Here is a 26,624-nt window from a genome sequence, read left to right on the forward strand (position 1 = left end):
ATAGGTTACGAAGGCGAGTTGCTGTTATGCGCCAGCCGATTAAGGCCTTCCTGCGCTTTCAGGCGTACTACATCGAGCACTTGCTGATTCTTCGCCAGTTGCTGAATCGGCTCTACTGCTCTTTTTTCCTTGATCGACACCAACGCTTCGATCAGAAAAATCTGAATGTTGGGATCGGTCTGAATAGAAAGCGACTGCATCAACGCTTCGCGGACACCCGGTTCATTTTCGAAGCGAAGTAAAGCCTGACAAGCCGCGAGTCGAACGTTCACATTGGCGTCGAAATTCAAGGTGTTTACCAGCAACTGCGTAATGTCCTGGTCGATGCGAGCCAGGTCATAACTCTGATTGACGGCCTGAATTCGTTCGCTGGCCGAGGTTTTCGGCATCTGCTCATAAGCCAGGACTTTCTTCATCTCCTGGGCGGGAAGGGCATCGTCGGCGGAAGCCAGTGTTTGTTCTTCGGTTTCGCCGGAGCGCCACTGGTTATAGAACGCGCCCCCTGCAAACCCGGCAATAATCAGAATCAAACTGGCGGCTATCCTGACAATCCAGTTGGCTAATTTACGGACCGGACTGGGTTCGGGCGGATTCAGTTTCTCGGCGAGCCGGTTGCTGAAGGCCAGGGATGGGTGTTCCGTTCGAGCTTCGGCAAAGTATCGGAACTGAGCCGCATGGCCCTGCAAATGCGTGGGAACCGGTTCATTCTGGAAGAACTGACGCAGTTGTTTTTCTTCGTCCAGCGTCGATTCTCCGTCGTAGTATCGTTGCAGCAGCTTTTCAATATCTGGCTTCATAGTCGTTGGCTTTTGCGTAACTGTCGCGAAGGCGTTGGCGGGCTCGCGACAAAATCACTCGAATGTTGTTGACGCTAAGGCCGGTTACCTGTTCAATTTCTTCGAACGTGTACTCCTCAACGTCGCGCAGATGGAGAACCAGCTTTTGCTGATCCGGCAATTCATTCATTAACTGGTGCATCAGGCCCGCACTGTCGGATAATTCCGTCTGGCGATAGGGGGTAAGGCCTTCGGCCTGGATAGCTGACAGATTGGCATCGCTCGTTACGTTCTGACGCTTCTGCGCTTTCAGTTTGTCCAGACACAGGTTTTTGGTGATCTGTACCGCCAGAGCCTCAACGCTATGGTACTCTTCCAGTTGCTGCCGATTCGTCCACAGCCGGAGCAACACGTCCTGCAGGGCGTCTTCGGCTTCTTCGCGGTTGCGGAGAAATAGCTTCGCGAGCCGAAAGAGTCGGCCCTGAACCGGAAGGATGCGTTGTTTGAAGGCGTGTAGATCCATTTCAATGACAAAGACGCCTTGGTGAGCAAAACATTACAGTTCTGCTCAAGAAATTTTTAAAATAATCTGTTAAAACGAAAATATTTTAAGGCTAATCGTTTGATTGTCAGTTATTTGATTGTTAGAAAATATTTCGTAAAAAAGAGATTTATTACGTAGTCAAGCGAACGTAACGCCTGATATTATGGGTAGATTGGACAAATCAGCCCCGGATTTCGTTAACCAACACATAACAAGCTGCCACGAGTAGCCTTAAATCGCTCTTTCAGATGACTCAAAATGATATTTACAACGTCTTGACCGACGCCATCAGCTCGGTTATTCCAAACGAATGGACAATCGCCCGGCTGAATGTTCAGATGCTATCGGATGGGCAGGATATTGAATTTGAGGGGACGTACCTGACGCCGGAGGGAGACGCTGAACCCTTGTCAACCGAATTTCCGGATGAGGTGACCGAAGCCGTTCAGGCGCTCTACGTATTGCGGAAAAACGAAGGCCATCCGCAGGCCAATCATCTACAGATTAATCTGACGGTACAGGGTAAGTTTACGACCGACTTTAGCTGGGACCAGGAATTACAGGACGAAGACGATCACTTTTCGGCTGGTGGTACGGCCCGCGAGTGGATGGCCATTCGGGAGGCTAAATACGGCCCAATCGAGGAAAAATAAAGAATTAGGAGCGTTTAGGCAGGCTACCGCTTTCGTTCTAACTCGGTAAGTAGATAGTCCAGCCCATTCAAACGAATCTCGTACAGCGTTTGCAGCAACATGCCGAGTTTACCGGGCGGGAAGCCGGTTTGGGCAAACCACTCCAGATAAGAAATGGGTAGCTCCCTGAGCAGACGACCCTTGTATTTGCCAAACGGCATGGGGTACCGTAGCAATTCGATCAGTAAAGCGGGGTTACCCAGCGGGAGTTCTTCAGCCATGTAGTATGGAGGAAAAGCCAAAACGTGTGTGGCAAAGATAGGCCAGACCGTTCGATCGAACTACTTAATAAATCGCAAATCAACGACGAGCGCCTTATGATCTGAACCGGGGTTGTTCAGCGTCCGAAGCACCTGCGGATAGAATCCCACATTGACGAAAGCATGATCAATCGGAATCATCATCGGCGGAAAAAACTGGGGCCAGGTCGGCTGCGTTCTGACCTTTCGGGCAGATTGTAACGTAACGGGTTGCGTGGGCGACTCGAATACATCCTGATAAACTGGAGAAAAGACGCTGATGTTAAAGTCGCCGATCAGGACCGTAGGCATTGACTTTTGCCGGGTCGCATCTGCTGCGTAGCGTAGTTGCGCGTTACGTTCGCGAAACCACGAGGGCAGGACAGGCGTACGCGGATGAACCGTAAGCAGCGCCACCTCCCGCCCCTGCACTTGCGTCTCCAGCGAAATGATACGCCATTTTTTTGCCAATGCCTGATCGACCCGAATGGGTGTCCGACTGCCTGCCAATACCCAGCACGGTCCCTTCGACCAACAGGCAAACCAGTACGGAAATTCGTGCCGCAACGTAGCGGTCACCTGCCGAATGCTCTGGGGTGTCATCTCCTGCAATACGTACAGGTCGGGTCGTTGCTGGCGAATCAAGGCAATTGTTGTGTCGTACGTATCGCGCGTGTACAGAACGTTCGCGTGAAAAACTCGGACATCTGAAGGCGAATTAGTAGCGATCACGTTCTGTTCGCCAGGTGCCCAGCGGCTGTCATTGAAATAAAGAACAGCTCCCAATAAAGCGAACGGAATCAACACCAGCCCCGACTCAAACCGCCTGGTATAAACAGGCCGATACAGGAGTTGAAGCATCATCAACGCATACGCCAGCCAGACGTACTGAATCTGAAAATGGCTGAACAACTCGAAGAAGTAGAATCGTCCCAGGATCCGCCCCAACAGCCAGCAAACAAAAAGCGCTACCGATAACCAGTTTAACCAACGCCCCAGCTGAAGTAAGCGGTACTGAACGTTAGGCCAGCGCGAGAACGATTTTAGCGAGGGAGGGCGAGTGATCATGAAACGTATTACAAACTTGAACTACTAAATAATCAGGCATCGATTCCGGTCAGAAGCGCCAAATTTAAACCAAAAACGCCGGACGAAGCGGCCCGACGTTAAGGTCAATTATAGATCAACAGGGGTTGAGAAAGCTACAGCTTACGGATTTTGATATTTCGGAACCAGACGGAACTGCCCCAGTCCTGTAGACCAATCCGGCCCGTGAACTGCCCTTTGCTGATCGGCGCATTATTCAGCTTACTGCCTGCAATACGTTTTTTCCAGTCGGCGCTGTTCAAATCATGCTCCTGAATGGAAAAGCCGTTCAGCGAGACCGTCAACTTGTTGTTTTGTAGTTTGACATGCACCTGATTCCACGATCCCACGGGGTTTAACTCCCGAACACGGGCATTCGCTACGCTGAAGAAGTCACCAGCCCGGTGTGTGTTCTCGTTCGCTCCTTCGTAGATCGCATCATCGAGTACCTGAAGCTCTAGTCCGGTATCAAATATATTTTTGTACTGGGGCGCTTCCTGCACAAAAAAGAAGATACCGCTGTTTGTGAACCGTTCGACTTTCCACTCGGCTTTAAATTCGAAATTACTGCTGAAGGCGGCATCGGTTACCAGATCGCCCCCATTAACGGCTTTATTGCCAGCCCGCTGAGGGACGTATAATTGCAGTGCGCCCTGGTCGATACGCCAGGCTGCGCCGACGCCCTTGTTACCATACGTATGCCAGCCTGCTGTATTGCGCCCGTTGAACAGAAGCGTCCAGCCTTCTTTCTTTTCCTGAGCCGATAACGTATTCAGCGCTTGTGCCAACAGGGCGGTGCCACTAGCGCAGGTCACTAATACCGCTAGAGTAATATGCTTTAACATAACTAGAGAATGGGGTTTACTGCCGTATAAAGACACGAATTGACCTTACGCTACTGATTGGTGAATGACATAACAGAAACGCCGGACAGAGCAGCCCGGCGTTTCATCGATCATAAGCTAAAGAGCCTGTTGACTCAAATCGCTCCTGCCTTAATCTCATCGACTACGCCTGGATCGAGTAGAGTCGTTGTATCGCCCAGGTTAGACGTATCGCCCTCGGCAATTTTGCGCAGAATCCGGCGCATGATCTTGCCCGAGCGGGTCTTGGGTAAACCACTCACGAACTGAATCTTGTCGGGTTTGGCAATCGGACCGATCACCCGGCTGACCGTCGCCAGAATATCCCGTTTGGTCAGATCGGCATCATGGTCGGCGGGCATCTGATCGGCGATCACGTACGCGTAAATGCCCTGCCCTTTGATGTCGTGGGGGTAGCCCACTACGGCGCTTTCGACAACACCGGTGTGCATGTTGATAGCGTTTTCGACTTCAGCCGTGCCGATGCGGTGGCCCGATACGTTCAGAACGTCGTCGACCCGGCCCGTGATGCGGTAGTAGCCGTCTTCGTCGCGCAGGCAACCGTCGCCGGTGAAATATGAGCCTGGGTAAGCGCTGAAATACGTTTGCCGACAGCGCTCGTGGTCTCCGTACGTAGTGCGCAGGATGCCCGGCCAGGGGAATTTCAGGCACAGGTTGCCGCTGACACCATTGCCTTCAATCTCTTTCCCGTTCTCGTCAACCAGAATGGGCTGTACACCGGGTAATGGCAACGTAGCGTAGGTCGGTTTGGTCTTGGTAATACCGGCCAGGGGCGAAATCAGAATGCCGCCCGTTTCGGTCTGCCACCACGTATCGACGATCGGACTACGGTTCTTGCCAATGTGGTCGTCGTACCAATGCCAGGCTTCTTCATTGATGGGTTCACCAACCGAACCCAATACTTGTAAACTGCTCAGGTCGTGGTTTTCAACTTTCTCTAAACCAAAGCCCATCAGCGACCGGATGGCCGTTGGAGCGGTATACAGAATGTTAACCTGGTGCTTATCGACAATGTCCCAGAAGCGGCCGTAATCCGGATACGTAGGAACGCCTTCGAAAATCATCGAGGTCGCTCCGCACGCCAGCGGACCATACACGATATAGCTGTGGCCCGTGATCCAGCCGATGTCAGCCGTGCAGAAATGAACCTGGCCGGGTTCGTATTGAAAAACGTTCTGAAAGGTGTAAGCCGCATAAACCATGTAGCCGCCACAGGTATGTACCACACCCTTCGGCTTACCGGTAGAGCCGGAGGTATAGAGAATGAACAGCATATCTTCGGCGTCCATCTCTTCGGCGGGGCAGTCGGCCGTAACCTGTTTCAGTTCCTGCTCCATCCATACATCCCGTCCTTTAAGCATGGATACGGGCGTGCGGGTGCGGGTCATCACGATCACTTTCTGCACACTCGGGCAGCCAATGAGCGCGTCGTCGACCACGCTTTTAAGTGGAATTTCTTTGTTGCCGCGGTAAGCACCATCCGCCGTAATCACCAGCTTGCACTGCGCATCGTTGATTCGATCGGCAATACTCTGGGCCGAGAATCCACCGAAAACTACCGAGTGAACGGCTCCGATACGGGCGCAGGCCAATACGGCAATCGCCAGTTCAGGCACCATCGGCAGGTAAATGCAAATGCGGTCGCCTTTTACGACGCCATTACGTTTCAGGACATTCGCCATTCGGCAGACCTGGTCATGAAGCATCCGGTACGTTAACGTAACACTCGCTTCCGAAGGGTCATTTGGTTCCCAGATAATGGCCGGCTGATCGCCCCGCGTTGCCAGATGGCGATCGAGACAGTTTTCAGTAATGTTGAGTTTACCACCGATAAACCACTTTACGTTGGGTTCGTCGAAGTTCCATTGCAGCGTTTTGGTCCAGGGTTTACGCCACTGAAATTCCTGAGCAATTTCAGCCCAGAAGCTTTCGGGGTCGTCGACACTTTTCTGGTAAGCTGCCTGATATTCGTCAAAGGTTCGGATACGCATAATTAAATAAACAACGAATGAGTGAAGGAGCGATTAGTCGCTTAAAAGGCGCACAAATCTATTCACTCTTTCACTCATTTCCTTCCCTTGGGCAAGCCGATTCACTCGGTAGAGCCATATTCGCCGTCGAGTGCGTACTTCCCGAACAGGATCAGTCCGCTAACGACGATGGGCGTCAATACCAGCAGAACGACCCACCCGAATACCCGATCTTCAAGCTTATCGCTGGCGATCTTGGTCAGGCTATCCGTAATCTGGTCGTAGCCTACGTAGATGCCCAGTAAGATCCAGACAACACCCAAATATTTTTTCAATCCTTCCATAATGCACTTGTGTTACGTGTCAGGGGAGTTCAGAAACCGTTAATCTTTGGCGGTGGTGTAGCTCTTATTGTTTAAATACAACAGGCCAATCACGAAACAAACGCCCGCCACCAGAATCGGATACCAAAGCCCTTCGAGATACGGCTTGGCCACTGAACCGGGCACGGCTTCGTTTGCTTTTGTCGCCGTTGCCACAAGCGCCGTAGCGATAAACGGAGTCAATCCGCCGAATACGCCATTGCCAATGTGGTACGGCAGCGACATGGATGTGTAGCGAATCCGGGTTGGAAATAATTCGACCAAAAATGCGGCAATCGGCCCGTATACCATCGTTACGTATAGCACCTGCACAAACACGAGCAAAATCATAATCACTAAATCGCCCGTTGTCAGCAGAACCGATTTAGTTACTTCTTTAGGAGTTGTACTCGTCGCGCTTTTCTCGCTTTCCTTCAGTAATGTACCGTCTAGATAGTAATGAGTTGTGGTGATAGTCGTCACCAACGGTTTATCGTCTTCCTGTTTCACCAGCTTTCGTTCGATGCTCCGGGCGTCGGTGACTTCCTGTTTCTGGCTCAGGTCGGTCAGGTTGTACATCTTGTCGTAGATCGGCCGGTAGGTGAGCAGCCCCAGCGCCATACCGGCCAGCATAATCGGCTTACGCCCGATGCGATCCGACAAACCCCCGAAAATCACGAAGAAAGGCGTAGCGGCCAGCAGAGCCACGGCGACAATGATGTTCGACTGCACAAATTCGACATTGCAGGCTTTCTGAATAAACGACAAGGCGTAGAATTGCCCGGTGTACCAGATTACCCCCTGACCGGCGGTTGCCCCAAACAGAGCCAGCAAAACCATTTTGAGGTTTTGCTTTTTCCCGAAACTCTCAGCCAGCGGGTTCTTCGACACTTTACCTTCCGACTTCAGCTTGGCAAACAAGGGCGACTCGGCCATACGCATCCGAATCACGATAGAAACGGCAACCAGCAGGATCGATAGCAGGAACGGCACACGCCAGCCCCATTCGGAGAAGGTTTCCACGCCCAGTGTCTGCCGTGTTAGGAGGATAACGCCCAGCGATACGAACAGGCCCAGCGTCGCCGTCGTCTGGATGAAGCTGGTGTAGAAACCACGGCGACCTTCGGGCGCGTACTCCGCTACGTAGGTAGCTGCTCCGCCGTATTCACCACCCAGCGCCAGTCCCTGAATCAGCCGAAGCAGCAGCACCAGCAGGGGGGCCCAGAAGCCAATAGTCGCGTAGCCTGGAATCAGCCCGATAGCGAAGGTCGACCCGCCCATCAGAACCAGCGTCACCAGGAACGTATATTTACGACCGACCAGATCGCCCAGTCGCCCGAACACCAAAGCGCCGAACGGGCGGACAATAAATCCGGCGGCAAAGGTGGCTAAGGTCGACAGAAGGGCGGCCGTGGGATTGTCTTTTGGGAAAAATTGGGAGGACAGAATCGCGGCCAGACTGCCGAAAATATAAAAATCATACCACTCAATGAGTGTCCCGACGGAAGAAGCGGAGATGACACTGAAGAGCGTACGTTTGTCGACAGCCTGTTTGGCTGAGGCTTTTTTAGCGAGCATTGGTAAGGAGAGTAGGTAAATCCAGTAGTACAGGACTGCTTTTCCAGTATAAGCACCGCTAACCGGCTTTTTACCTACCCTCCATTCAGACAACTTTAAGGAGATAGGCGCTCGATAAGCCAGTTTTCCCCGTCCTGACGGTACCGAATCCGATCATGTAAGCGACTGGGGCGACCCTGCCAGAACTCCACCGCATCGGGTACAACCCGGAAACCACCCCAATGGGGCGGGCGGGGTACAGGCTGGTCGGCGAATTGGGCTTCCAGTTCCTGCTGGCGCTTTTCCAGCACCTCTCGGTTGTCAATCACCGTGCTTTGGCTTGATACCCAGGCACCGATCTGGCTGCCACGCGGGCGACTGTTAAAATATTGGTCGGACTCAGCCGGGCTAACTTTCTCGACGGTACCCTCAATCCGAATCTGGCGTTCGAGTTCAGGATAGAAGAACGTAAGGGTGGCAAATGGGTAGTCGGTCAACTCGCGACCTTTCCGGCTTTCATAGTTTGTATAGAACACAAAACCGGCCTCCGATACGCCTTTAAGCAGCACGATACGTCCATCAGGCCGCCCATTTACCCCTACCGTGCTCACGTACATCGCGTTCGGTTCGGGGACACCTGCCTGTAAGGCTGCATCGAACCATTGCCGGAATTGAGCGATCGGATGCGGTGAAACATCGGCTGCGTCCAAACCGTTAAGGGTGTATTCCTTACGTAAATCGCTGATTGTGGATGACATTCTGAGGGGATGTTTAACGGCTTTTCAACGAGTGTACTACAAGAAAATCCGCTTTTTGTCGTAATTTTGCAAAAGTAATCGGTACGTTCCCAACATGGCAAACGAAGAACAGGAAATTAACCAGCAGCCGGAGGTTCCAACCCAGGCCACCGACGAGCTGGCAGTGAATACCCCCGAAGACACCACCCCTTCGGTTGCAGCAACGCAATCTGAAGAAGCGGTAGAGGGCACGGAGGCTACGCCACCATCGGCGGAAGCACCGGCCGTTGCTGCTTCTGCGGACGAAACCCAGCCTGCTGAAACGGCCGGGACGACGCCGAAAGGTGCTGCCGAAGACTTAGATACAACCGCATCGGAACGTTCAACAGAGCCAGCTTCACCCGTAACGGCTGAAACAGAAAACGTGGAAGCCGCTGTTGATCAGCCTGCGGCCGAAACCACACCGGATGCGCAGGAATCCACCCTGCAAACCATAGCAGAAACAACTCCCGCATCGGAAGCTGCATCGGAGGAAGATACGTCTGTGCCTACTGCCGAAGCAACGCCCGCCGAATCAGTAGCCGGTGAAGAAATTTCAGCGCAATACGCCGATGTTGCCGATGCCGACGAAACCGAAGACGCGACTCAGCCAACGGTAGATTACAGCCAGTTCTCAAAACAGGACTTCGTTACGTTGCTGGAATCACAAATGGCTACAATCAGTACGCCTGCTGTAACGCCCGGTGACTTTAAGAAAGCCGATCAGACGCTGAAAGAAGTTAAGCCGCTGTTCGACCAGATGAAACGGGCGGAGCGTGAAGCCGCCCTGCAAGCATACGTAGCCGAATCGGGTTCTGAAGAAGGATTCGAGTACAAACACGACGAACTGGTACAGCGCTTCGACGAGTTGTATAAGCAGATCAAGAGTCAGAAGAACACGTATTTCCAGAATTTGGATAAAGCCAAAGACGGCAACTTCGCGGCTAAAACCGAATTGCTAACCCGTCTGCGTGAACTGGTCGAAACCGACGAGAACAACGCGGGCGATCCGAAAACGAGCTGGAACGAATTCAAGAAGATTCAGGACGAGTGGAAAGCAGCCGGTAATATGAATTCGCCCCATAACGCTACGTTATGGGCTACGTATCATGCACTCGTTGATCGGTACTACAGCAATCGGAATATTTATTTTGAGTTGAAAGAACTCGACCGGAAACGTAACGCCAGCCTGAAAGCAGACGTGATCGAAAAGGTCGAAGCGATGGCCAAGGCTACCGAAGAAACGCCCGTAACGCGTCAGGTAATCGACGAAGCCAACGCCTTGTTCGAAGAATATAAGCACATCGGACCCGCGCCGAAAGCCGAGCAGGAAGTCTTGTGGGGTCGGATGAAAGCCGCTCTGGACGTTTTATATGACAAACGCCGGGATCAGACGAACGAACAGCGGAAAGAGTCGGCGCAGTTGTACGAAGAAAAGTCAGCGATCTACGAAGAACTGGTGCCGATGACCTCGTTCACCTCGAACAGTATTAACGACTGGAACGACAGAACGAAGGCTGTGATGGCGTTGCAAGATCGTTGGAACGCCATTAAAGGGCCAATGCCGCGCGAGGAAGGCAAAGAGCTAAGCAAGAAGTTCTGGGCCGCGCTGAAAACCTTCTTCCACAATAAAGGCGAGTTCTTCAAACAACTGGAAACGAAGCGGGAAGAGAACCTTCGGGCTAAAACCGAACTTTGCGAACAGGTCGAAGCGATTCTGGCTTCGGGCGAAGAATCACCTGAGATTACCCAGACGGTAATTGAGTTGCAGCGCCAGTGGAAAAACATTGGTCAGGTGCCTGAAAAGCAGAAGAACTCAATTTTCGATCGGTTCAAAGCCGCCTGTGATGCGTTCTTCAATAAGAAACGCTCGAAAAATCAGGAGACGGAACGCGAGTTTGAAGGCAACTTGGCTAAGAAAATCGCCCTGATCGAGCGGATTGAAGCTGCAGCGAATGAAAATGCAGACCTTTCTCAACTCAATGAGTTCAAGAAGGAGTGGAACAGCATTGGTTTCGTGCCCAAAAAAGACATGCAGTCTACGCAGAAGCGTTACATCAATGCCGTAAACGCGTTGGTGGGAGCGACGGGTAAGATTCCAGCCAAGGATAAAGAACGGGTGATGCTTCAGAACGAAGCCGAAGTTACGCGTGGTCGCGACCGTGACACGGGCCGGAGTGGTGATCGTGACGGCGGTGGTAATAAGCGCGAAAGCGATATTCGTCGGCGGATCACGGCTATTGAAAATGATATTGCTACGTATCGGAATAACATTGAGTTCTTTGCACGGTCGAAGAACGCCGATAAGCTCCGGGCGGATATTGACAAGAAAATCGCTGATGCTGAGAAGCAACTCGATGATTTGCGGCATCAATTAAAAGTAGCGCAGGCGTAACAGTACGTATAATGGCTAACGGATTGAAAATTTGTTAGCCATTATTTTTGGCCCTTTCTTGCATAGAAACCACGAAAGCGCTACTTTTGCACCACGATTCAGAAACGAAACGTTGGTTTTGGCCAGTGTCGGATAGCGGTCGATTCCGCCTGATTTGTAATCAGGATGCGCAAGCGCGTCGGGGGTTCGAATCCCTCCACTGGCTCATTCATTATCAAGCACTTACACTTTATCCTGTAAGTGCTTTTTTTATGAGTTGCAATACAACTTGCAATACATTTTACCGGGTAGCTTCCTTTCAGAACTCATTGGTTTGCCTATGCCCCTGTTTCAACCGTCCGTCCTTAAAACGTATCTCTCTCAACTCGATCAATCCGCCGTACAAATTGCCTGGCAATCCTTCCAAATCTATTTCGGCAATCCGGCTATTCAGCAGAACATTCGTGATTCTAAAGAAGAACAGTTTCAGGAAGGGTTCTTACGCGAATTGTTCGGCAAGGTGTTTGGCTACACCCTCAACCCGGAACCAGACTTTAACCTGCTGACGGAATTAAAGAACGTAAAGGACAGTAAGAAAGCAGACGGGGCCATTGTTCGAGATGGTCAGGTGATCGCTGTTATTGAGCTAAAGGATACGAAGGTCACGGACTTAGCCAAGATTGAACAGCAAGCCTTTGGCTATAAGAACAACCAACGGGGGTGTACTTACGTCGTTACGTCCAACTTTGAAAAGCTACGCTTCTACGTTGAGGATGCAATAGATTACGAAGAATTTAACCTGTTCACCCTTGACGCTGAACGGTTCCGACTGTTGTTCCTCTGCCTGTCGCTACCGACGCTGTTTGCGGGTTTACCGGCTACGATCAAAGCAGCATCAACGGTTCAGGAAGAAAACATAACCAAGAAACTCTACGCTGATTATTCAGGCTTCAAACGGCTGCTGTTTGCTGACGTGCTGAAACAGAATCCGCAATATGAACCGCTGCTGCTGTTTCGCAAAACCCAAAAGCTACTTGACCGTTTTCTGTTCATCCTATTTGCTGAGGATAGAACATTGTTGCCGCCGAACTCCATCAGCGAGATTCTGAACCAGTGGCAAACGCTGAAAGATTTAGATGAGGACGTGCCATTGTATGCCCGGTTTAAGAAGTATTTCGGCTACCTCAACACCGGCCACAAGGGAAAAAAGCACGACATTTTTGCCTACAATGGTGGCTTGTTTGCGCCCGATGCCGTGTTGGACAGTTTGGTAATAGATGACCAACTATTATACGAGCAAACGGCTAAACTAACCCGCTACGACTTTGAAACCGACGTTGACGTAAACATCTTAGGCCACATCTTTGAACACAGCCTGAACGAGATTGAAGAACTAACGGCCGGTAGTGAAGGGCGAACCATTGCCTACAAAGACACCAAACGCAAGCGGGATGGGGTTTTCTACACGCCTAAGTACATTACTCAGTACATTGTCAGGAACACGCTTGGAACGCTCTGCAACGCTAAAAAGCAGGCATTTAAGATTACGCCCGACAATTTTACGCCCGATCAGCGCAAGGCCAAAAAGCGGGAACTGCTGGCCCGTTTGGATGCATACCGGGCTTGGTTGCTGACGGTTACGGTGCTTGACCCGGCTTGCGGTTCGGGGGCGTTCCTCAACGAAGCGTTAGACTACCTGATTGGCGAACACCGGCAGTTAGACGAAATGAACGCGAATCTGTTGGGTATTCCGCTGGTGCTGTCCGACGTAGAAAACAGCATATTGGAAAACAACATCTACGGCGTTGATCTGAACGACGAATCCATTGAGATTGCTAAACTCTCGCTCTGGCTCCGAACGGCACGGCGGGGTCGTAAACTGTCCTCTCTCAACCGAAACATCAAAGCAGGTAACTCATTAATTGCTGATCCGGCCGTTGGTGGTGAAAAGGCGTTTGACTGGCGGGCTGAATTTGCAGAGGTTGAGGAAAAGGGCGGTTTTGATGTGGTCATCGGTAATCCTCCGTATGTACGTCAGGAGTTGTTAGATAAGACACATAAAGCCTACTACGTACAACAGTTTCGCAAGGTGGGTAACGGAACGGCTGATTTGTACGTGTACTTCTACGAGCGGGCATTAGGACTGCTTAAATCTGATGGCTACTTAGGATATATTACGCCCAACAAGTTTATCAAAGCGGGGTACGGCAAAAACTTGCGGGGGTATCTGTCCGGCTTTGATCTGCAACAGATTATAGACTTTGGCGAATTACCCGTTTTTCAGGACGCGGGTACGTTCCCGGCTGTCTTGGTAGTCCGTAAGGCTGCTGACAAACCGGCTGACACAACCTTTGCCAAAATTCAGACATTGACGTTTGATAACTTGGTGAATGAAGTAAGCCGTAAGCGAGTGGCAATTATTCAGGACAAGTTTAAACAGGAGAATTGGCAATTATCAGGAGGTGATGAGGGGGCAATTTTTGAAAAGATTGTATCAGTAGGAGTTCCAATGAGCCAATACGTTAAAACCAGCTTCTATAGAGGAATTTTAACGGGCTTTAATGATGCTTTTATAATAAGTGGTCGTCAGCGTGAGGAATTGGTAAAAGAACATGCTTCAAGTGCGGACATCATCAAACCGTTTATAGTAGGTGATAATGTACGAATGTACAGAATAGATAAGGAGGATAAATTTTTGATTTTTACACGGCGTGGAATTGACATTAATAATTATCCAGCTATCCGCAATTATTTACACCAATTTAAAGACCGCCTAACCCCTGGTATAGCTGGTGGACGAAAAGCGGGAAATTATCAGTGGTATGAGATACAAGACTCCGTAGAGTATTACAGGATTCTTGAAAAGCCTAAAATTCTGTATCCAGAAATAGCAAAAGAATCTCGCTTTACATTTGACAATACAGGCTTGTATTGCAATAATAAAGCGTTTATCATTCCAACGAATGACCTCTATCTATTAGCTGTCCTCAACTCAAAACTGATTTGGTCCTATTTGAAGCGCGTTTGTTCTGTCCTTGGAGATGAGGACAAAGGCGGGCGGTTGGAACTACGATCTATCTACTTGAAAGACGTACCCATTGCCCAAACGGACAACAAAGAACCGTTAGCCACCAGAGCCGAAATAATGCTGAGCCAAAACGAAGCCTTACAACGGTTAAAAAGCCAGTTCTTACAACTCCTACAATCGCAGGTCGAACTACCAACTATCAGCCGCAAACTAGAAGACTGGCCGGGGCTATCGTTCAAAGACTTTGTAGCTGAACTGACGAAACAGAAAGTAAAACTGTCGCTCAGCCAACAATCCGAATGGATGACGTTCTTATCCGAACAGCAAGCCAAAGCGCGTACTATTCAGGCCACACTCGACCAAACCGAACGGGAAATTAATCAATTAGTTTATGAGCTTTACGGACTGACGGATGAGGAGATAGCAGTAGTTGAAAGGCGTTAAATACTGTTTTTTGTACTGGCTACTTTAAAAAATCATAAGTGTTTTCGGGTATAGGTTTATACTTGGTTTCCAGTTTCAGAAGTTTTAATAAACCGGCGCGGGTTTGGGGGCTGTAAATCAAAATGGCATCAGACCCGTCGTTACCGTACTTCATCAGTTCATAATAAAACCATCCGGTAATGTACTCAATGGGTTTGCTGGTACAATCTTGCAGGGATTCTAAAGCCATTGTGTCACGGACTTTGATTGCCGCCTGTATCAGTTGCCGGTGGCGAGGGTCTTGGGTTTCAAGGCGAATGTAGGGTAAGTTCTTCACGGCTATTCGCTCGCTAAAATACCATCAATTAGGGCGTTTAGCTGCTCATCGTTCAATGAATCTAAACGGGTGTTTACGTCTATTTTCTGTTCCCGCTGCTTAGGTAGCACGTACTCCAAAAATTTCAGGTATACCGTAACCCGGTCTTTCGGCTCCAACTGCTCCAGGTCGGCCGTGATCGCTTCGAACTGCTCACCCACTAAGGCGGCAATCTTACTTTTGATGTCGCTGGTTACCTTGTTTGGAGTTCCGGCCGTTCGACCGCCTGTTTTGTATCCGTGTGCCATTGGTCTAAAGTAGATGAATGTAGATAAGGGGGAGGGGTAGTTTTAATCTCAAAATCTTGTTCGTTCCGTTAACCGCTACCCAGTCTCGTGCGTGTGCGGTCAAAATTAGGTAAGGGGGGCTTAACAAATTTCATATGTAAACAACAGGTTGTTTTTGCTGCCTTTTTGGTGGTTGTTTCTGGTTTTATTGACTTTGTTTCAAGTTATTTTTGTAATTAATTTGACTAATTTAAGGAGTTAGTTCGGCTCATTTTTGGCGTTTCCAGGGCGTCAAGGCGGTTTTTGCAGGGGGCGCTGATTTTTTTGCTTCTGAATTTTGACAGCGTTTCTTTGCGACAGGGTAGCGGTTCACATAATAGCCCATTTTCCAAGATTTTACCTACCCCTGGGGGGCACTCATGGCGTTCCTTTGCGCTCTTACGCTGGTGGCAGGACTGGCAAAGCGGCATCAGGTTCGATTCGTCCAAAGGCCCCCCGCCTAAGCGAATCGGTACAATATGGTCGACAACGGTAGCCGAGGTTAGTCGCCTTTCTTGTTTGCAATGAACGCATAAGGGTTGACGTTCTAACACACTGGCCCGTAAACGTCGCCACTTGGCAAGGCGGTAAAAGTTAACGGGTATGTCGCCGGTTGGTTTCTTCTTCCATCTGTCGGCTTTTTTGGTGGCCTGTTTTAACCACGGCCTAACAGGTCTGTTTACGGTCGGCATTGTATCAGGATGGTTTACGGGGGGGGGGGGGATAATCAGCAAGCATGATTGGCAGGATTGCTGGCCGGGCATCGGGGCTGTTCGGTTCGTCCCATTCGGCCGGATAATCGTCGGTAGTAGACTGATCGGTAATCAATACGTCGCCGTAAATGGTGCGTCCGTTCAGTATCCAGCGTGGGCGGGGCATTTCCCACTTGTCGGGCATCGGCTCGGTCGGTACAATGACCGGGCGCGGCTCCGATCGGCGCTGGCTTTTTCGTCTTTCACCGATGGATGACCAAGACGTATCGGCCGGTCCGCCGGTGGGGTACAATGGCTTTTGCAGACCGTAGCGGATACCGTCCCGAATGGTTTTTTGTGACTTGCTGAACATCGGCCATTCACTCGCTACGGTTTCGAGTGCATATACGGCGGTTTGCTCATCAATCCGGCCCGCTGCTACGAATCCCCCCGCCAACTTTGCCGCCTTCAGCAGCGTAGCGTGTCGCTGTCCCTCTCCGGCGTTTTGGGTGAAGCGAACAAGCCGGGGTAGTAGTTCGCCCTCATCTTGCCTACTAAAACGGCTCTGATTAAGCGGTCGGGGTACAGGTTTGGCCGGGGTGTATGTCCCGGCCATCACTGTTGCATTTTCATTGATGTAAGGGTCGACATCGTAGGAGACAAACCGTAAGTCGGTCGGGTTGCCGCCTTTGGTGCTATCGAGTGCAACGCCGAATATCTGGCTAAACACTTTTCGCAGATAGCGGAAATGAGCCGCCAATGATTCGGGGGTCTGGTGGTCTGGCAGACGTACCACAAACCAAAGTCCACCCCGTACTGAGTACCCACAAAACAACACGTAGCGCAATCGGGCAAGGTGCGTTTTGAGTTCGGCCATATTAACGCCGGGGTTGTCTTTCTTGTCAATGTCTCCCATCATCAGCGGCCATTGCTGGCTGATTCGTTCGGCAAAGGGGGTGTCTCGTTTCCGGTGGTGAAGCAGAGCAACGGGCGTAATGGCTGGTATCTGCTTCTTTAGCTCAGCCTGTCTTATCGGGTCGGTTTCGGCGCGGATGGGTTCAATGACAGGACGGTAATATTTGGTACTACCGATACGCCGTAGGGTTGTCTGTTGCGCCGGTTCATTGGTAAAGTTGCCCCGCTGGTGATCGTACTTAAAATAGCTGATCGGTACGTCTAACAGGGTCGGGCGGTACTGTTGTTGTGCCGGATATTGCTGGTTGTTCATTGAGCAAGTGGTTTAAGTCAGCAAGTAGTTTAAACCAGTTTAAGACAGGGCGTTTAAACCAGTTTAGCGGTTTATCATCCCCCCTTATAGGGGGATTAAACCAGTTAAACTAAACCGATTTCTTCGGGGGCGGAATCAGATTGCTCAACGGGGGACAAGTTGAGCGCGTAGGTCTTGCCAACTTTGAGCAAACACTTTGTATCAATGTAATGGGACACAAATTCTTTTGCCTTATTGTCGCCAAACGAATGCCCGAAATATTCGGCCGCTGCTTTGATCCGGTGGCAGGTCACATTGTATTTGTCCGGCTCCACGTCAGCAAACGCCCGTCGTAAAATGACCTCGTGCCGTTCGGTAGTCAGTTGACCGGGCGTAATGGTACGCGGGGCTTTGGGTGAGTTGTCGGCTTTCGCTCCCTTACGGCTGGCGGTTCGCTGATCGGGTTGCCAATCCTCAACAATGAAGGGCAACCCCTGCTCATTGATGGAAAAGGCGAACGGCTCAAATGACCTATCCCGGCACAGTTCGGCGGTTACGATGGATACATCTTTATTCACAGGATCAACCGCTACGGAAACAACAGTTTCAGCTTTGTTCTGTAGTTCCGTCCCAATGCTTCCTCGTATGGAATCATTGCTTTTGTTCATGTGGATAACCGTCAGAATATGAATGTTCCGCTGCTCAGTCCACCGTAGCAGGTCGCCTACTCGTTCGGTGGCTTCGGCATTGTCGTTAATATCTACAACCGTATCCCGGATTCCGTCAATGACCACTAACCCGACATTTGGCGTATTATAGATATGCCATTGAATGAAGCCTAACCGCTGCCCAGTCGGTAGTGATCGCAATGAGTAAGCTAATAGGTTAGCCGGGGCGGGTTGATCGGCAAGTCGGCAAATTCGCTTTACGACCTTATGGACATGGTAACGACCCTGTTCCGTATCGAAATACAACACCGTTTGTTTATCGACATCGAACGTCCCGGCGAAACGGTTTAGAATCACATCCCGCTTTAGAGCCGCTGCCAAGGCTATAGTGGTAGTAAAGGTTTTGCGGCTTTTTGCTTTGCCAATAAGAACCGAAAAGTTACCCAAAGTGCCGAAAGTGCTGGTTTGTCCGTCCTGTTGAATCGACAGACAAACCGGGGGCGGTGGTATATCCTCATCGGGTCGGATTCGCAAGGCTTCACCCATTGCGGCATAGTCCGGCCCGGTTGTACTAGTTGTTTTCTGTGTCGTCTGTTGCGCTGGTTCTTCAGCGTCAAAACCAATGTTATCTGTTGCGTCTAATTCCTCATCAGTCATACCGAAGATCGGCGGGCGGGTCTTATCCTGGTGCTGTTCCGTAGACATTACGAAGGCTTTTAAGCGGGTCGGTGCTTGGGGTATCGGCCCGTTTTGGTGGGTAGAATCAGGCGAACGGCGGGGTAAGGAATTGTGCCGTAAACCAGTCGTAAAACTCTTGGAACGAGTGAGCCACGTAGACGTATGCTCCGGCGCTTTGTAGGTCGCCAATCGTCTCTTTCTGTACATTAGATAGCCGGTCGGCTCCGGTTTTCACCTCGACAAATACGGCGCGTCCCTCGACAACTGCGAACACGTCGGGTAGTCCGGCGCGTTGCTGACTGGCTACGAACTTTTGCAGGTCAGCACGGTACGTTCCGGTCGATTGTAGCCGGGTGGCAAAGTGGCCGCAAAGGTCGCAGTAGTCCACGATACAACGGGTTAGACCGTTCGCGTCCCGGTCATTGTATTTACTGCGGGGAATGTATTTAGCGGGAAAGTTAGGCGAACGCTCGGCCTTGCGCTGATCGGCCAGGGTGTTGAGATATTGCAGAGCATTACTCATTAGCTACGCCCTCCCCTGCGTTCAGGTACGCCCGTAGATCGGATGGATAGAAGTACAGCCGACCAAACCGCTTAGTGTGCTTAATTTTCTTAGCGTTCTGATAAAGGGTCTGTTTGGCGATTCCAAACCGTTTGGCCGCTTCGTCGGTGCTGACGGGCGTTTCGTCGGTAGTAGCCGGGCTGGTAGTTGTACTGCGTAGGAGATGCAGCGTTTCGGCCTGCTGCGCCTTGATTAATTCTAATTCCCGCGCTATAGTGGCAAATGGGTTTTCTGTAAACATAAAAGCCTGTCGTTTGGTTGACAGGCCAAAAATGATAATGAGCCATCCGGATTTTTTAGCTAAATATTAAAAGCCAAAAAAAAGCCAAATATGAGTACTATTTGTGCTTCAAAAGGATTTCTATTGCTTGTTTTTGCTGGTCTATTTTCTGCTGTTTCGCAAGGTCAGGTTGTTTTGATTTTGGGTCGTATCCAAGTAAAGCGGTCTTTAGTGCTGAATCCTTTAGCTGATTACCGAAGGTTGTTTGTAATGCACCAATTAAGTCTGTTTGAACACTTTGGTCAACGTTCCACTTCAATTTTCCTAAACTTTCTAATGCATAAATCATAGGCACAATCTTCCTCGGCATTTTGCCGGTGTAGTTCTCGATAAGATATGGCATCAGCATTGCCCGATGTTCTTCTACTATGTATGTGTCAAAGCCGGGGGTACTGTTTGACCTGGTGGTTTTCAGCTTATAGCTGGCTGGCAGTGTTGAGGGAGCCGGGGCGGGTTGATATTTTTCTACAAATTCTTCAAAGGTTATTTTATCCCATCCCGAATAAATAACCGGCTCAAATAGCTTATCAATTTTACGCTCTATGCTTTCCCCTTCATCAATGATATTTTCTACAAGCCAACTAACACTATTCTTTTCGTCTGGCTGTAATACACCGTATTTATCCAGCTTTGTTGAGCGGGTGGCTTTTATGTTTTGATTCAACTGCTCCAGCGTTTTACCAGCGTATTCCGTCCTAAAGCAATCTTGACTTATAGAACTGGTATGTGGTGTTCCAGTCTCCGGAGTCCCTACCCGGTTCGGGTAATTCCGTTCGTAAACTTTAGTAACCGTGTAATTGGCTTCATCTATGGCTACTGTTTTAAGGTAACAATAGTAATCCACAGAAAGCAGGTCTTTGATTGCGTAGTATAGTTTAGTTATGTACTCACGCCTATCGGGTGAATAATACGTTTTTTGGACATCAATTAGCTTATCCAATAATTCCCACGCGGGTAAGCCTCCTACCTGTTTTTGGGCCAGTCGGCTCATATGGTTATTAATTTGAGCTTGAGTTAATTCAATACTGCTCTGCTCATTTTGGGGAATTATTAAAGCTTGTGCATTGCTCAACCGAACGGGTGTAGCCACTTGTAAGGCTCTTAGCCGCCTAATTTCATTACGCACCCTTTGGCACTCTTGGGCATTCACCATATTTCTTTCCAATATATATTCAACTTCTCGGCCGTTGCGGTACTCTTCAGGATAGTAAAGTTGTTCGCCCATCATATCCATAAAATTTGCTGCGTGTTGTACGCAACTCATCCACTCTTTTTCTGCGTACTCCGAAACCCGGTTAAGGTCGTATTCATCTAATCGCTTTAGATAAGTTACGTCATGTCGGGCTTTTTCGTAATTGTCTCGGATTTCAAAAGGAGTACGCATAACGTTTAAGATGTTGAGGTTGGTTTACAAGGCGTTCAGAAATGCTTTAGCTTCTTCATCATCGAATGAGCCTAAATAGCTTTCGGTCGTTTTAAGGTTGGTATGACCTAATGACTTGGAAATAAAGGCTAGTGACGCTTTAGACTTCAGCAGGACAGTGGCGAATGAGTGCCGGGCTGCGTAGGTCGTCACGTCGGTATCAATGTCCAACTGTGTGGCAATCTTACGCGTCCATCGGTTCGTAATGAGGGTTATTTGCTTCACCACATCTTTACGCCGTTGGGCATCCATACCAGGCGCAAGGAAGGGAAAAACGTAACTGTTGGGGGTGCGGTCACTGGTAGCCCAACGATCAATGATAGCGAACGTTTCGGGCCGCAGGTGGGCGGTAATCTGCGTTTGGTTATTCTTACGCGTTCGGCTGGTCTTTTGTCGAACGAAGGTTAGTTTACTCCCCTTCAAATCGACTTGCGCCCACGTCAAATGGCAGATGTCGGTTAGGTTAATGCCGTTGCAATAGTAGGTAAACAGCCATAAATCGTGGCTACGCTGTTCCATTGTGCCGGGCATCGGCTGGTATTGTTTGATCTTGTCAATATCAGATTTAGGCAGGGCTTTCTTAGGATTGGAACCGGCTGGTATAACGTACCCATTTGGCCCGAACGGGTAAGCACTACGGGGCATTACGCCCGCTTCTATGGCATCATTGACCACGGCCCGAAGGTGACGTAAGTAAATGCCGGTGGTTGTCAGGCTGGCCGGGCTGCCGTCGTCGGGTTTGAGCTTGTTTCTGGATGTTTTGCCGTAATGCAACATCCAATGTTCGTAGGTCGTCAGAAAATCGGGCGTAAGGTGCTCAAACCGTAACGCATCAACCGGGTGGGGGCCGGTAGTCTTACGACGGGTTAAGGGTATGTTCAGAAACTCTTTACGTTCCTGATCGGTGAATGAATCAACAAACCGCCGTAGGGATTTTGCCGATAGGTCGAACAATTCGGCATTACCAACGCGGTCAGCTTTCTTCATGGTGGCCGCTTTAGTCAGTAGCGCGGCTATTACGTCGGTTTGTTCGGCCGGTACTTCTTTCACCTTACCATAGTTGGCAAGGGCATCGGCAAAGGCATCGAAGGTAAAACGGTCACCTAACTGACCAATGACGACCTGCGCCCGCTTTAGGTAGCTGGTTTGTGGCTGGCCGGTTATTTCGTCCCGGTAGGTTTCGCCGTAGCACTCATGCCAGAGCCGAATTTTTTGTTCATCCTTAATCCGGTTGTCTAACTTGCTTTTGCTGGCTTGTAAGAACTCCCATTCGGCAAGTGTGATCTTGCGGCCGGTGCTGAACAGGCGCTGCTTACGATCAAGACAAACAAGCCATTTTACAACGCCTAAACCGTGTTTGCTGGCGCGTTTATCGAGGAACAGATTTGCCGTTACGTTGCTCATCTTGTATTGCAAGTCGGCCGTTAGTTGCAATACAACTTGCAATACAAATATACATAATCAACGCGTAACAGCAATAAGAACCGATAAGATAGTTCTCGTTAATTTACTAATAAACAGAGACTTAGGTAAAATTCAATAGATATACAAGTAATAGAGATAGTACGTTTTTTATGATTTGTAATCAGGATGCGCAAGCGCGTCGGGGGTTCGAATCCCTCCACTGGCTCAAGTTACAAAGCATCTCGTCCAACAACGAGATGCTTTTTTTATGTGGTTGATTTCGCCTGATTTGCGATCAGGATGCGTATGTGCGTCGGGGACGGTCGCGGTTCCCCGCCGGGACCGCTGCCGTTCGAATCCCTCCACTGGCTCATAAAAAAAGCACTTACAAATATTTTGTAAGTGCTTTTTTTTCGTCCTGCCCGATTTCTCATCAGGATGGGCAGGCGCATCGGGAGGTCAAGTCCCGGTTTGGTTTGCCCGGTGGTTATTTCTTCAAAAGGTGACACCGGGGTAAATCAGGTTGAGGAAATAGAGTCGGCTTCTGACTTCGTTGGTTGAAACGGCTCTCCGCGTTTACTTCTGGTTTGTAGAAACTGGTTCAACTGTGTATGCTAGGCCAAGATAGGTTCTCTCCAGGCCACCAAAATCCAGTACCATTTTTTGCAGAACGACACCGGGGTTTACCATCCAGAATTTTAGGGTATGTTTTCCGGGTTTGGTAATTCTGTGGGTAGACGATTTGATAATGATATTCTCAGATACCCACTTGTTCCAGATACCTCTGTCGCTGGTCTTGTCTTCTTTGTTCAAACTGATGATCTGCGGTTGTTCATCGTCTACCGAGATAGCGTATTGCAGGCCATTTTCATCCCTGAACAGGTTTAAGGTAGGCGAGAAATACGCATTGATTGTAAACTCGCCCTTGTGATCCGTAACGACGTCGTATTGGATATGGGGCGAATTTCCGCCGGGCTTTTGCTCACTCGCGGTTACCGGAAACGGAGTTATGGCCGATCCGGTTCTGCCATGATCCGGTAGTACGTTCCACTTGATACCGTTGGTGTTTACAACGCTGGTATATCGCTCAGCGCTGATGGAAATACCGGATTTGACAGTGGGCAGGGGAGTGGCTTTGCCCGCTGTCGCCATGACTGAGTCGGCTGGCAGGTACTGTACGAGGGGCATTTTTTGCCGGTTCGGCTGCTGCCAGTACGTATACCCGATGTGCGTCTGACTCATCATGTGATTCCACTTGCCGTTGTTCAGCCGGTGGTATTGCTCCGTAATCAATGAATCGTTGCCATATAACTCGTTTACTTTATCAGCGTAGCGGTTAGTTTCCTTCCATCGATTGCGATGTGCCTGCCTGTTCAGCGCTGCGTAGTAATACATTGCGTTCAGATTTGCACAGGCTTTTATCGGATGTAAAACTAACTGGAAATAGGCATCTTTATAAGCTTCGGGTAATACGTTATTTATCGCTTCGGCTTTTTTCCGCAGGTTCGTGTAGTCGTTGACTACCGTTTCCCATTCGCCTGTGGCCAGACTATACGTATTGGCATCCAGCAGTTCGGGTTTGCGTCGGGAATTGTATTTGCCGTATTTGGCGAGCAGGAAAGCAATGTCTTTGGCATGCGGTTTACCAAATTGAGCGGCCGCCCAGTTTTCTGAGTAAGTCATCAGCTCATCCGCGTCGATTTTTTCAGGATTCCAGGCATAGTCCAGAAAGAAGGAAATCGGGAACTCCATGGGCTTGATGTCGCCTACATTCACAATCCAGATGTTCCGGACCTTATATTCCCAGGCTAAATGCATCTGCTCCCAGATTCGGGGCAGCGGGTTGGTGTTGAGCCATTTGTAATTGCGGGGGCCACCAACGTAGTCGAAGTGGTAATAAATGCCATATCCTCCCTTACGCGGTTTCTCATCGAGCCTCGGCAGTTTCCGCAGATTCCCCCAGTTATCGTCGGAAAGCAGCAGCGTTACGTCGTCGGGTACCCGCATTCCTTTGTCGTAATAATCCTGTACCTCTTTGTACAACGCCCATAACTGCGGGGTTTCGGGCGCGGGTTTGCCTGTTACGTCGCTGATAATGTCGCGTTGATCGGCGACGATACGTTCCAGGAGCGACGTGGCGGTTTCTCTCGACATGGGGGCGTCTCCGTCCCCCCGCATACCGACGCTGACGATCTTTTCATTGGTCGCTCTTTTGATACCGTCCCGCCAGAATTGCTGCAGTTTTTCTTTGTTGGTTTCGTAGTTCCATTGACCACCACCAACGCGTCTCCATTCGTCATGCGCCCGCATGAGGGGTTCGTGGTGTGAGGTGCCAATGACAACGCCATACGCATCAGCCGCTCTTATGTTCAGGGAGTCATCGGCATAAAAAGCGTTGCCCCACATAGCTGGCCATACGTAGTTGCCTTTTAGCCGGATGACCAACTCAAAAAACTTCTCGTAGAATTTGTGGTTGAACCCACCGAATTTTTCTTTGGTCCAGCCGGAAAGGGCCGGTGCTTCGTCGTTAATAAACAAGCCGCGGTATTTTACTTTTGGCGCATCCGTGATGGTAACTCCGCTCTTGATGTACAGCTCTGCTTTCTTCGTGATGGGTACGTCGGCCCACCAGTACCAGGGCGAAACGCCAATTTGTTTCGACAACTCGAAGACACCATAAGCCGCTCCCCGCCGGTCGTTTCCGGCGATGACCAGTGCATTCGCTACGCCTTTTATTGGGTTACTGACCGCTTGAATTAACGAAGCTTCCCATTGTCCACGAATGATAGTCGGGTCGATTTTTTTCTGGGAAGTCAGCTGTTTGAGAAAGGAAGACTGCGGGAGTGTACCGATCCCAATCACATTTTTCCAGATTTGATCGATTGCCGAAACGATGGGTATCTTTTTGCCAGTTACCTGTTCAATATCGTGCTGGAGGAGCGCTGCCGCTGTTTTTACGAGTTCCGGTTCGCTGCTATCTACATAAATTACTGCGGTAGTAATGGCAAACGAGGACTTATCCGCAAGAATGCTCTGCGCCCAGCCTGACGTAAACGAAACGAGTACAACTAACGTAGCAATCAGGGTTACTTTCATTTTCTGATTAGATTATTACTTGTTGGCTTTTGCCTGTATGCTGGCTCCTCACCGTAACGAGCGACTCCCCGGCACCCTCTCAGAGAGAAGGGGGACCGGGGAGTCGCTCGTAAGAGTTGCTTATTTATACGCGTCAATCGTTTTAATGGTACCGTCTGGGTTATATGTCAACTCCGTCACTTTCACGTTACGTAGATGCGTTTTTCCGGAGAGTTCTACGTCGTGATAGAACAGATACCACTTGTTTCCCACCTGTACAATGGAATGGTGATTGGTCCAGCCAAGCACGGGTTTCAGCAATACTCCCTGGTAGGTAAAAGGGCCGTATGGATTATCGCCAATGGCGTAGCAAAGGTTGTGTGTATCGCCGGTCGAATACGAGAAATAGTATTTGCCTTTGTATTTATGTAGCCAGGCGGCTTCAAAAAACCGTTTGTCGTTATCCTTTTCCAGAAATGGTTTGCCATTCTTATCCAGAAGTTTCACCTCCCGAACCGGCTCCGCGAACGATTTCAGATCAGCGCTCAGTCGGGCAATGCGAGGTTGGTAAGCGACTTCATTTTTCTGTTTCAGAGCGCCTTTGGGGTTGTATTTATTACCGTCCCACCGCTGTAACTGACCACCCCAGATGCCACCGAAGTAGAGATACGCCTTGCCATCGGTATCCTGAAACACGGTAGGGTCGATGCTGTAGCTGCCTTCAATTGGTTTCGGTTCAGCTTTGAAGGGACCCGTTGGGCTTTTGCTGGTCGCTACGCCAATGCGAAAGACATCCTGCTTGTCCTTGACCGGGAAATAGAGGTAATACGTACCATTTTTGAACGTAGCATCGGGTGCCCATAGTTGGCGTCCTGCCCAGGGAATGTCTTTAATATCGAGTGCTACACCATTATCTTTTACAGGGCCGCCGATTTTATCCATCGACAGAACGTGGTAGTCACGCATGGCGAAATGACCACCTTCATCATCCTCTTTGACATTCTTGGCGTCAATGTCGTGCGATGGGTAGATGTATATTTTGCCGTTAAAGACGTGAGCCGACGGGTCGGCCGTGTAAATATGCGATACCAGCGGCTTATCTTTTGGCGTTTTGTTGCCGTTGGTTTGCGCGAATGTGGTCAATGAGCAACCGATCAAGGCTGCCAAGGCAAGAGTTTTGTAAGTTCGTTGCATCAGGTTTTGATTTACAGGCGATTAAAAATTCGGAGTGTCACAAACAGCACGCCGGGTAAACGAATGCGTCAACACTTGGTAAAAATAG

General features: G+C 49.9%; 23 protein-coding genes and 1 tRNA gene. 4 read left to right on the forward strand and 20 right to left on the reverse strand.

The window, feature by feature from the left end:
* Positions 1 to 5: 5 nt before the first annotated feature.
* Positions 6 to 797, reverse strand: a complete 792-nt coding sequence (locus ACYVIY_RS23145; RefSeq protein ID WP_460978805.1) for a HEAT repeat domain-containing protein — start codon at positions 795 to 797, stop codon at positions 6 to 8.
* Entirely contained in the window at positions 781 to 1,299 is a 519-nt protein-coding gene (locus tag ACYVIY_RS23150) for an RNA polymerase sigma factor (RefSeq protein WP_460978807.1), read from the reverse strand. The genes ACYVIY_RS23145 and ACYVIY_RS23150 overlap by 17 nt, the downstream gene beginning before the upstream one ends.
* Before the next feature lie 269 nt (positions 1,300 to 1,568).
* Between ACYVIY_RS23150 and ACYVIY_RS23155 the strand changes: the two genes are divergently transcribed.
* On the forward strand, positions 1,569 to 1,973 hold the full coding sequence (locus ACYVIY_RS23155) for an antitoxin YezG family protein (RefSeq protein ID WP_460978808.1): 405 nt from the start codon (positions 1,569 to 1,571) through the stop codon (positions 1,971 to 1,973).
* Between the two features lie 23 nt (positions 1,974 to 1,996).
* Here the strand turns inward: ACYVIY_RS23155 and ACYVIY_RS23160 are convergent, their stop codons facing one another.
* The 7 genes from ACYVIY_RS23160 to pdxH all read right to left on the reverse strand — a co-directional run bounded on the left by ACYVIY_RS23160 (position 1,997) and on the right by pdxH (position 8,868).
* Positions 1,997 to 2,233 carry a DUF3820 family protein gene (locus ACYVIY_RS23160; protein WP_460978809.1) on the reverse strand — a complete coding sequence of 79 codons (237 nt, stop codon included), beginning with the start codon at positions 2,231 to 2,233 and terminating at the stop codon, positions 1,997 to 1,999.
* Between the two features lie 60 nt (positions 2,234 to 2,293).
* On the reverse strand, positions 2,294 to 3,319 hold the full coding sequence (locus tag ACYVIY_RS23165) for an endonuclease/exonuclease/phosphatase family protein (RefSeq protein WP_460978810.1): 1,026 nt from the start codon (positions 3,317 to 3,319) through the stop codon (positions 2,294 to 2,296).
* Positions 3,320 to 3,453: 134 nt separating this feature from the next.
* The gene (locus tag ACYVIY_RS23170; RefSeq protein WP_460978811.1) at positions 3,454 to 4,182 is read right to left on the reverse strand and encodes a 3-keto-disaccharide hydrolase; all 729 of its coding nucleotides are present in this window, start codon (positions 4,180 to 4,182) and stop codon (positions 3,454 to 3,456) included.
* Positions 4,183 to 4,316: 134 nt separating this feature from the next.
* The gene (acs, locus tag ACYVIY_RS23175) at positions 4,317 to 6,212 is read right to left on the reverse strand and encodes an acetate--CoA ligase (protein WP_460978812.1); all 1,896 of its coding nucleotides are present in this window, start codon (positions 6,210 to 6,212) and stop codon (positions 4,317 to 4,319) included.
* Positions 6,213 to 6,313: 101 nt separating this feature from the next.
* Positions 6,314 to 6,535 (reverse strand): DUF6814 family protein, encoded by a 222-nt coding sequence (locus tag ACYVIY_RS23180; RefSeq protein ID WP_460978813.1) that lies wholly within the window; start codon positions 6,533 to 6,535, stop codon positions 6,314 to 6,316.
* A 39-nt stretch (positions 6,536 to 6,574) separates the two neighbouring features.
* Positions 6,575 to 8,131 carry an MFS transporter gene (locus tag ACYVIY_RS23185; protein ID WP_460978814.1) on the reverse strand — a complete coding sequence of 519 codons (1,557 nt, stop codon included), beginning with the start codon at positions 8,129 to 8,131 and terminating at the stop codon, positions 6,575 to 6,577.
* A gap of 95 nt (positions 8,132 to 8,226) precedes the next feature.
* Entirely contained in the window at positions 8,227 to 8,868 is a 642-nt protein-coding gene (pdxH, locus tag ACYVIY_RS23190) for a pyridoxamine 5'-phosphate oxidase (protein WP_460978815.1), read from the reverse strand.
* A 94-nt stretch (positions 8,869 to 8,962) separates the two neighbouring features.
* Here pdxH and ACYVIY_RS23195 point away from each other — a divergent pair, with 94 nt between their 5' ends.
* The 3 genes from ACYVIY_RS23195 to ACYVIY_RS23205 all read left to right on the forward strand — a co-directional run bounded on the left by ACYVIY_RS23195 (position 8,963) and on the right by ACYVIY_RS23205 (position 14,732).
* On the forward strand, positions 8,963 to 11,281 hold the full coding sequence (locus tag ACYVIY_RS23195) for a DUF349 domain-containing protein (RefSeq protein ID WP_460978816.1): 2,319 nt from the start codon (positions 8,963 to 8,965) through the stop codon (positions 11,279 to 11,281).
* A 121-nt stretch (positions 11,282 to 11,402) separates the two neighbouring features.
* Positions 11,403 to 11,486, forward strand: a tRNA-Thr gene (locus tag ACYVIY_RS23200).
* A gap of 114 nt (positions 11,487 to 11,600) precedes the next feature.
* On the forward strand, positions 11,601 to 14,732 hold the full coding sequence (locus tag ACYVIY_RS23205) for an Eco57I restriction-modification methylase domain-containing protein (protein WP_460978818.1): 3,132 nt from the start codon (positions 11,601 to 11,603) through the stop codon (positions 14,730 to 14,732).
* 19 nt (positions 14,733 to 14,751) lie between these two features.
* Here the strand turns inward: ACYVIY_RS23205 and ACYVIY_RS23210 are convergent, their stop codons facing one another.
* The 11 genes from ACYVIY_RS23210 to ACYVIY_RS23260 form a co-directional block, all read right to left on the reverse strand.
* Entirely contained in the window at positions 14,752 to 15,048 is a 297-nt protein-coding gene (locus ACYVIY_RS23210; protein ID WP_460978819.1) for a hypothetical protein, read from the reverse strand.
* A 2-nt stretch (positions 15,049 to 15,050) separates the two neighbouring features.
* Positions 15,051 to 15,335, reverse strand: a complete 285-nt coding sequence (locus ACYVIY_RS23215; protein WP_460978820.1) for a hypothetical protein — start codon at positions 15,333 to 15,335, stop codon at positions 15,051 to 15,053.
* A 224-nt stretch (positions 15,336 to 15,559) separates the two neighbouring features.
* Positions 15,560 to 16,117: an HNH endonuclease gene (locus tag ACYVIY_RS23220; protein WP_460978821.1), complete on the reverse strand. Its 558-nt coding sequence runs from the start codon at positions 16,115 to 16,117 to the stop codon at positions 15,560 to 15,562.
* The gene (locus ACYVIY_RS23225) at positions 16,050 to 17,273 is read right to left on the reverse strand and encodes a hypothetical protein (protein ID WP_460978822.1); all 1,224 of its coding nucleotides are present in this window, start codon (positions 17,271 to 17,273) and stop codon (positions 16,050 to 16,052) included. The genes ACYVIY_RS23220 and ACYVIY_RS23225 overlap by 68 nt, the downstream gene beginning before the upstream one ends.
* Before the next feature lie 104 nt (positions 17,274 to 17,377).
* On the reverse strand, positions 17,378 to 18,625 hold the full coding sequence (locus ACYVIY_RS23230) for an AAA family ATPase (protein ID WP_460978823.1): 1,248 nt from the start codon (positions 18,623 to 18,625) through the stop codon (positions 17,378 to 17,380).
* A 58-nt stretch (positions 18,626 to 18,683) separates the two neighbouring features.
* Positions 18,684 to 19,121: a VRR-NUC domain-containing protein gene (locus ACYVIY_RS23235; protein WP_460978824.1), complete on the reverse strand. Its 438-nt coding sequence runs from the start codon at positions 19,119 to 19,121 to the stop codon at positions 18,684 to 18,686.
* Complete coding sequence (locus ACYVIY_RS23240; RefSeq protein WP_460978825.1) at positions 19,114 to 19,401, reverse strand: helix-turn-helix domain-containing protein; 288 nt, start codon at positions 19,399 to 19,401, stop codon at positions 19,114 to 19,116. The genes ACYVIY_RS23235 and ACYVIY_RS23240 overlap by 8 nt, the downstream gene beginning before the upstream one ends.
* Before the next feature lie 97 nt (positions 19,402 to 19,498).
* Positions 19,499 to 20,824, reverse strand: coding sequence for a hypothetical protein (locus ACYVIY_RS23245; protein ID WP_460978826.1), 1,326 nt, complete (start codon positions 20,822 to 20,824; stop codon positions 19,499 to 19,501).
* Positions 20,825 to 20,848: 24 nt separating this feature from the next.
* Positions 20,849 to 22,309, reverse strand: a complete 1,461-nt coding sequence (locus ACYVIY_RS23250; RefSeq protein WP_460978827.1) for a tyrosine-type recombinase/integrase — start codon at positions 22,307 to 22,309, stop codon at positions 20,849 to 20,851.
* 534 nt (positions 22,310 to 22,843) lie between these two features.
* Positions 22,844 to 25,363, reverse strand: coding sequence for a glycosyl hydrolase 115 family protein (locus tag ACYVIY_RS23255; protein WP_460978829.1), 2,520 nt, complete (start codon positions 25,361 to 25,363; stop codon positions 22,844 to 22,846).
* A gap of 120 nt (positions 25,364 to 25,483) precedes the next feature.
* Positions 25,484 to 26,536, reverse strand: a complete 1,053-nt coding sequence (locus ACYVIY_RS23260; protein WP_460978831.1) for a glycoside hydrolase family 43 protein — start codon at positions 26,534 to 26,536, stop codon at positions 25,484 to 25,486.
* Positions 26,537 to 26,624 lie beyond the last annotated feature (88 nt).

The sequence above is a fragment of the Spirosoma knui genome, from assembly GCF_054780635.1.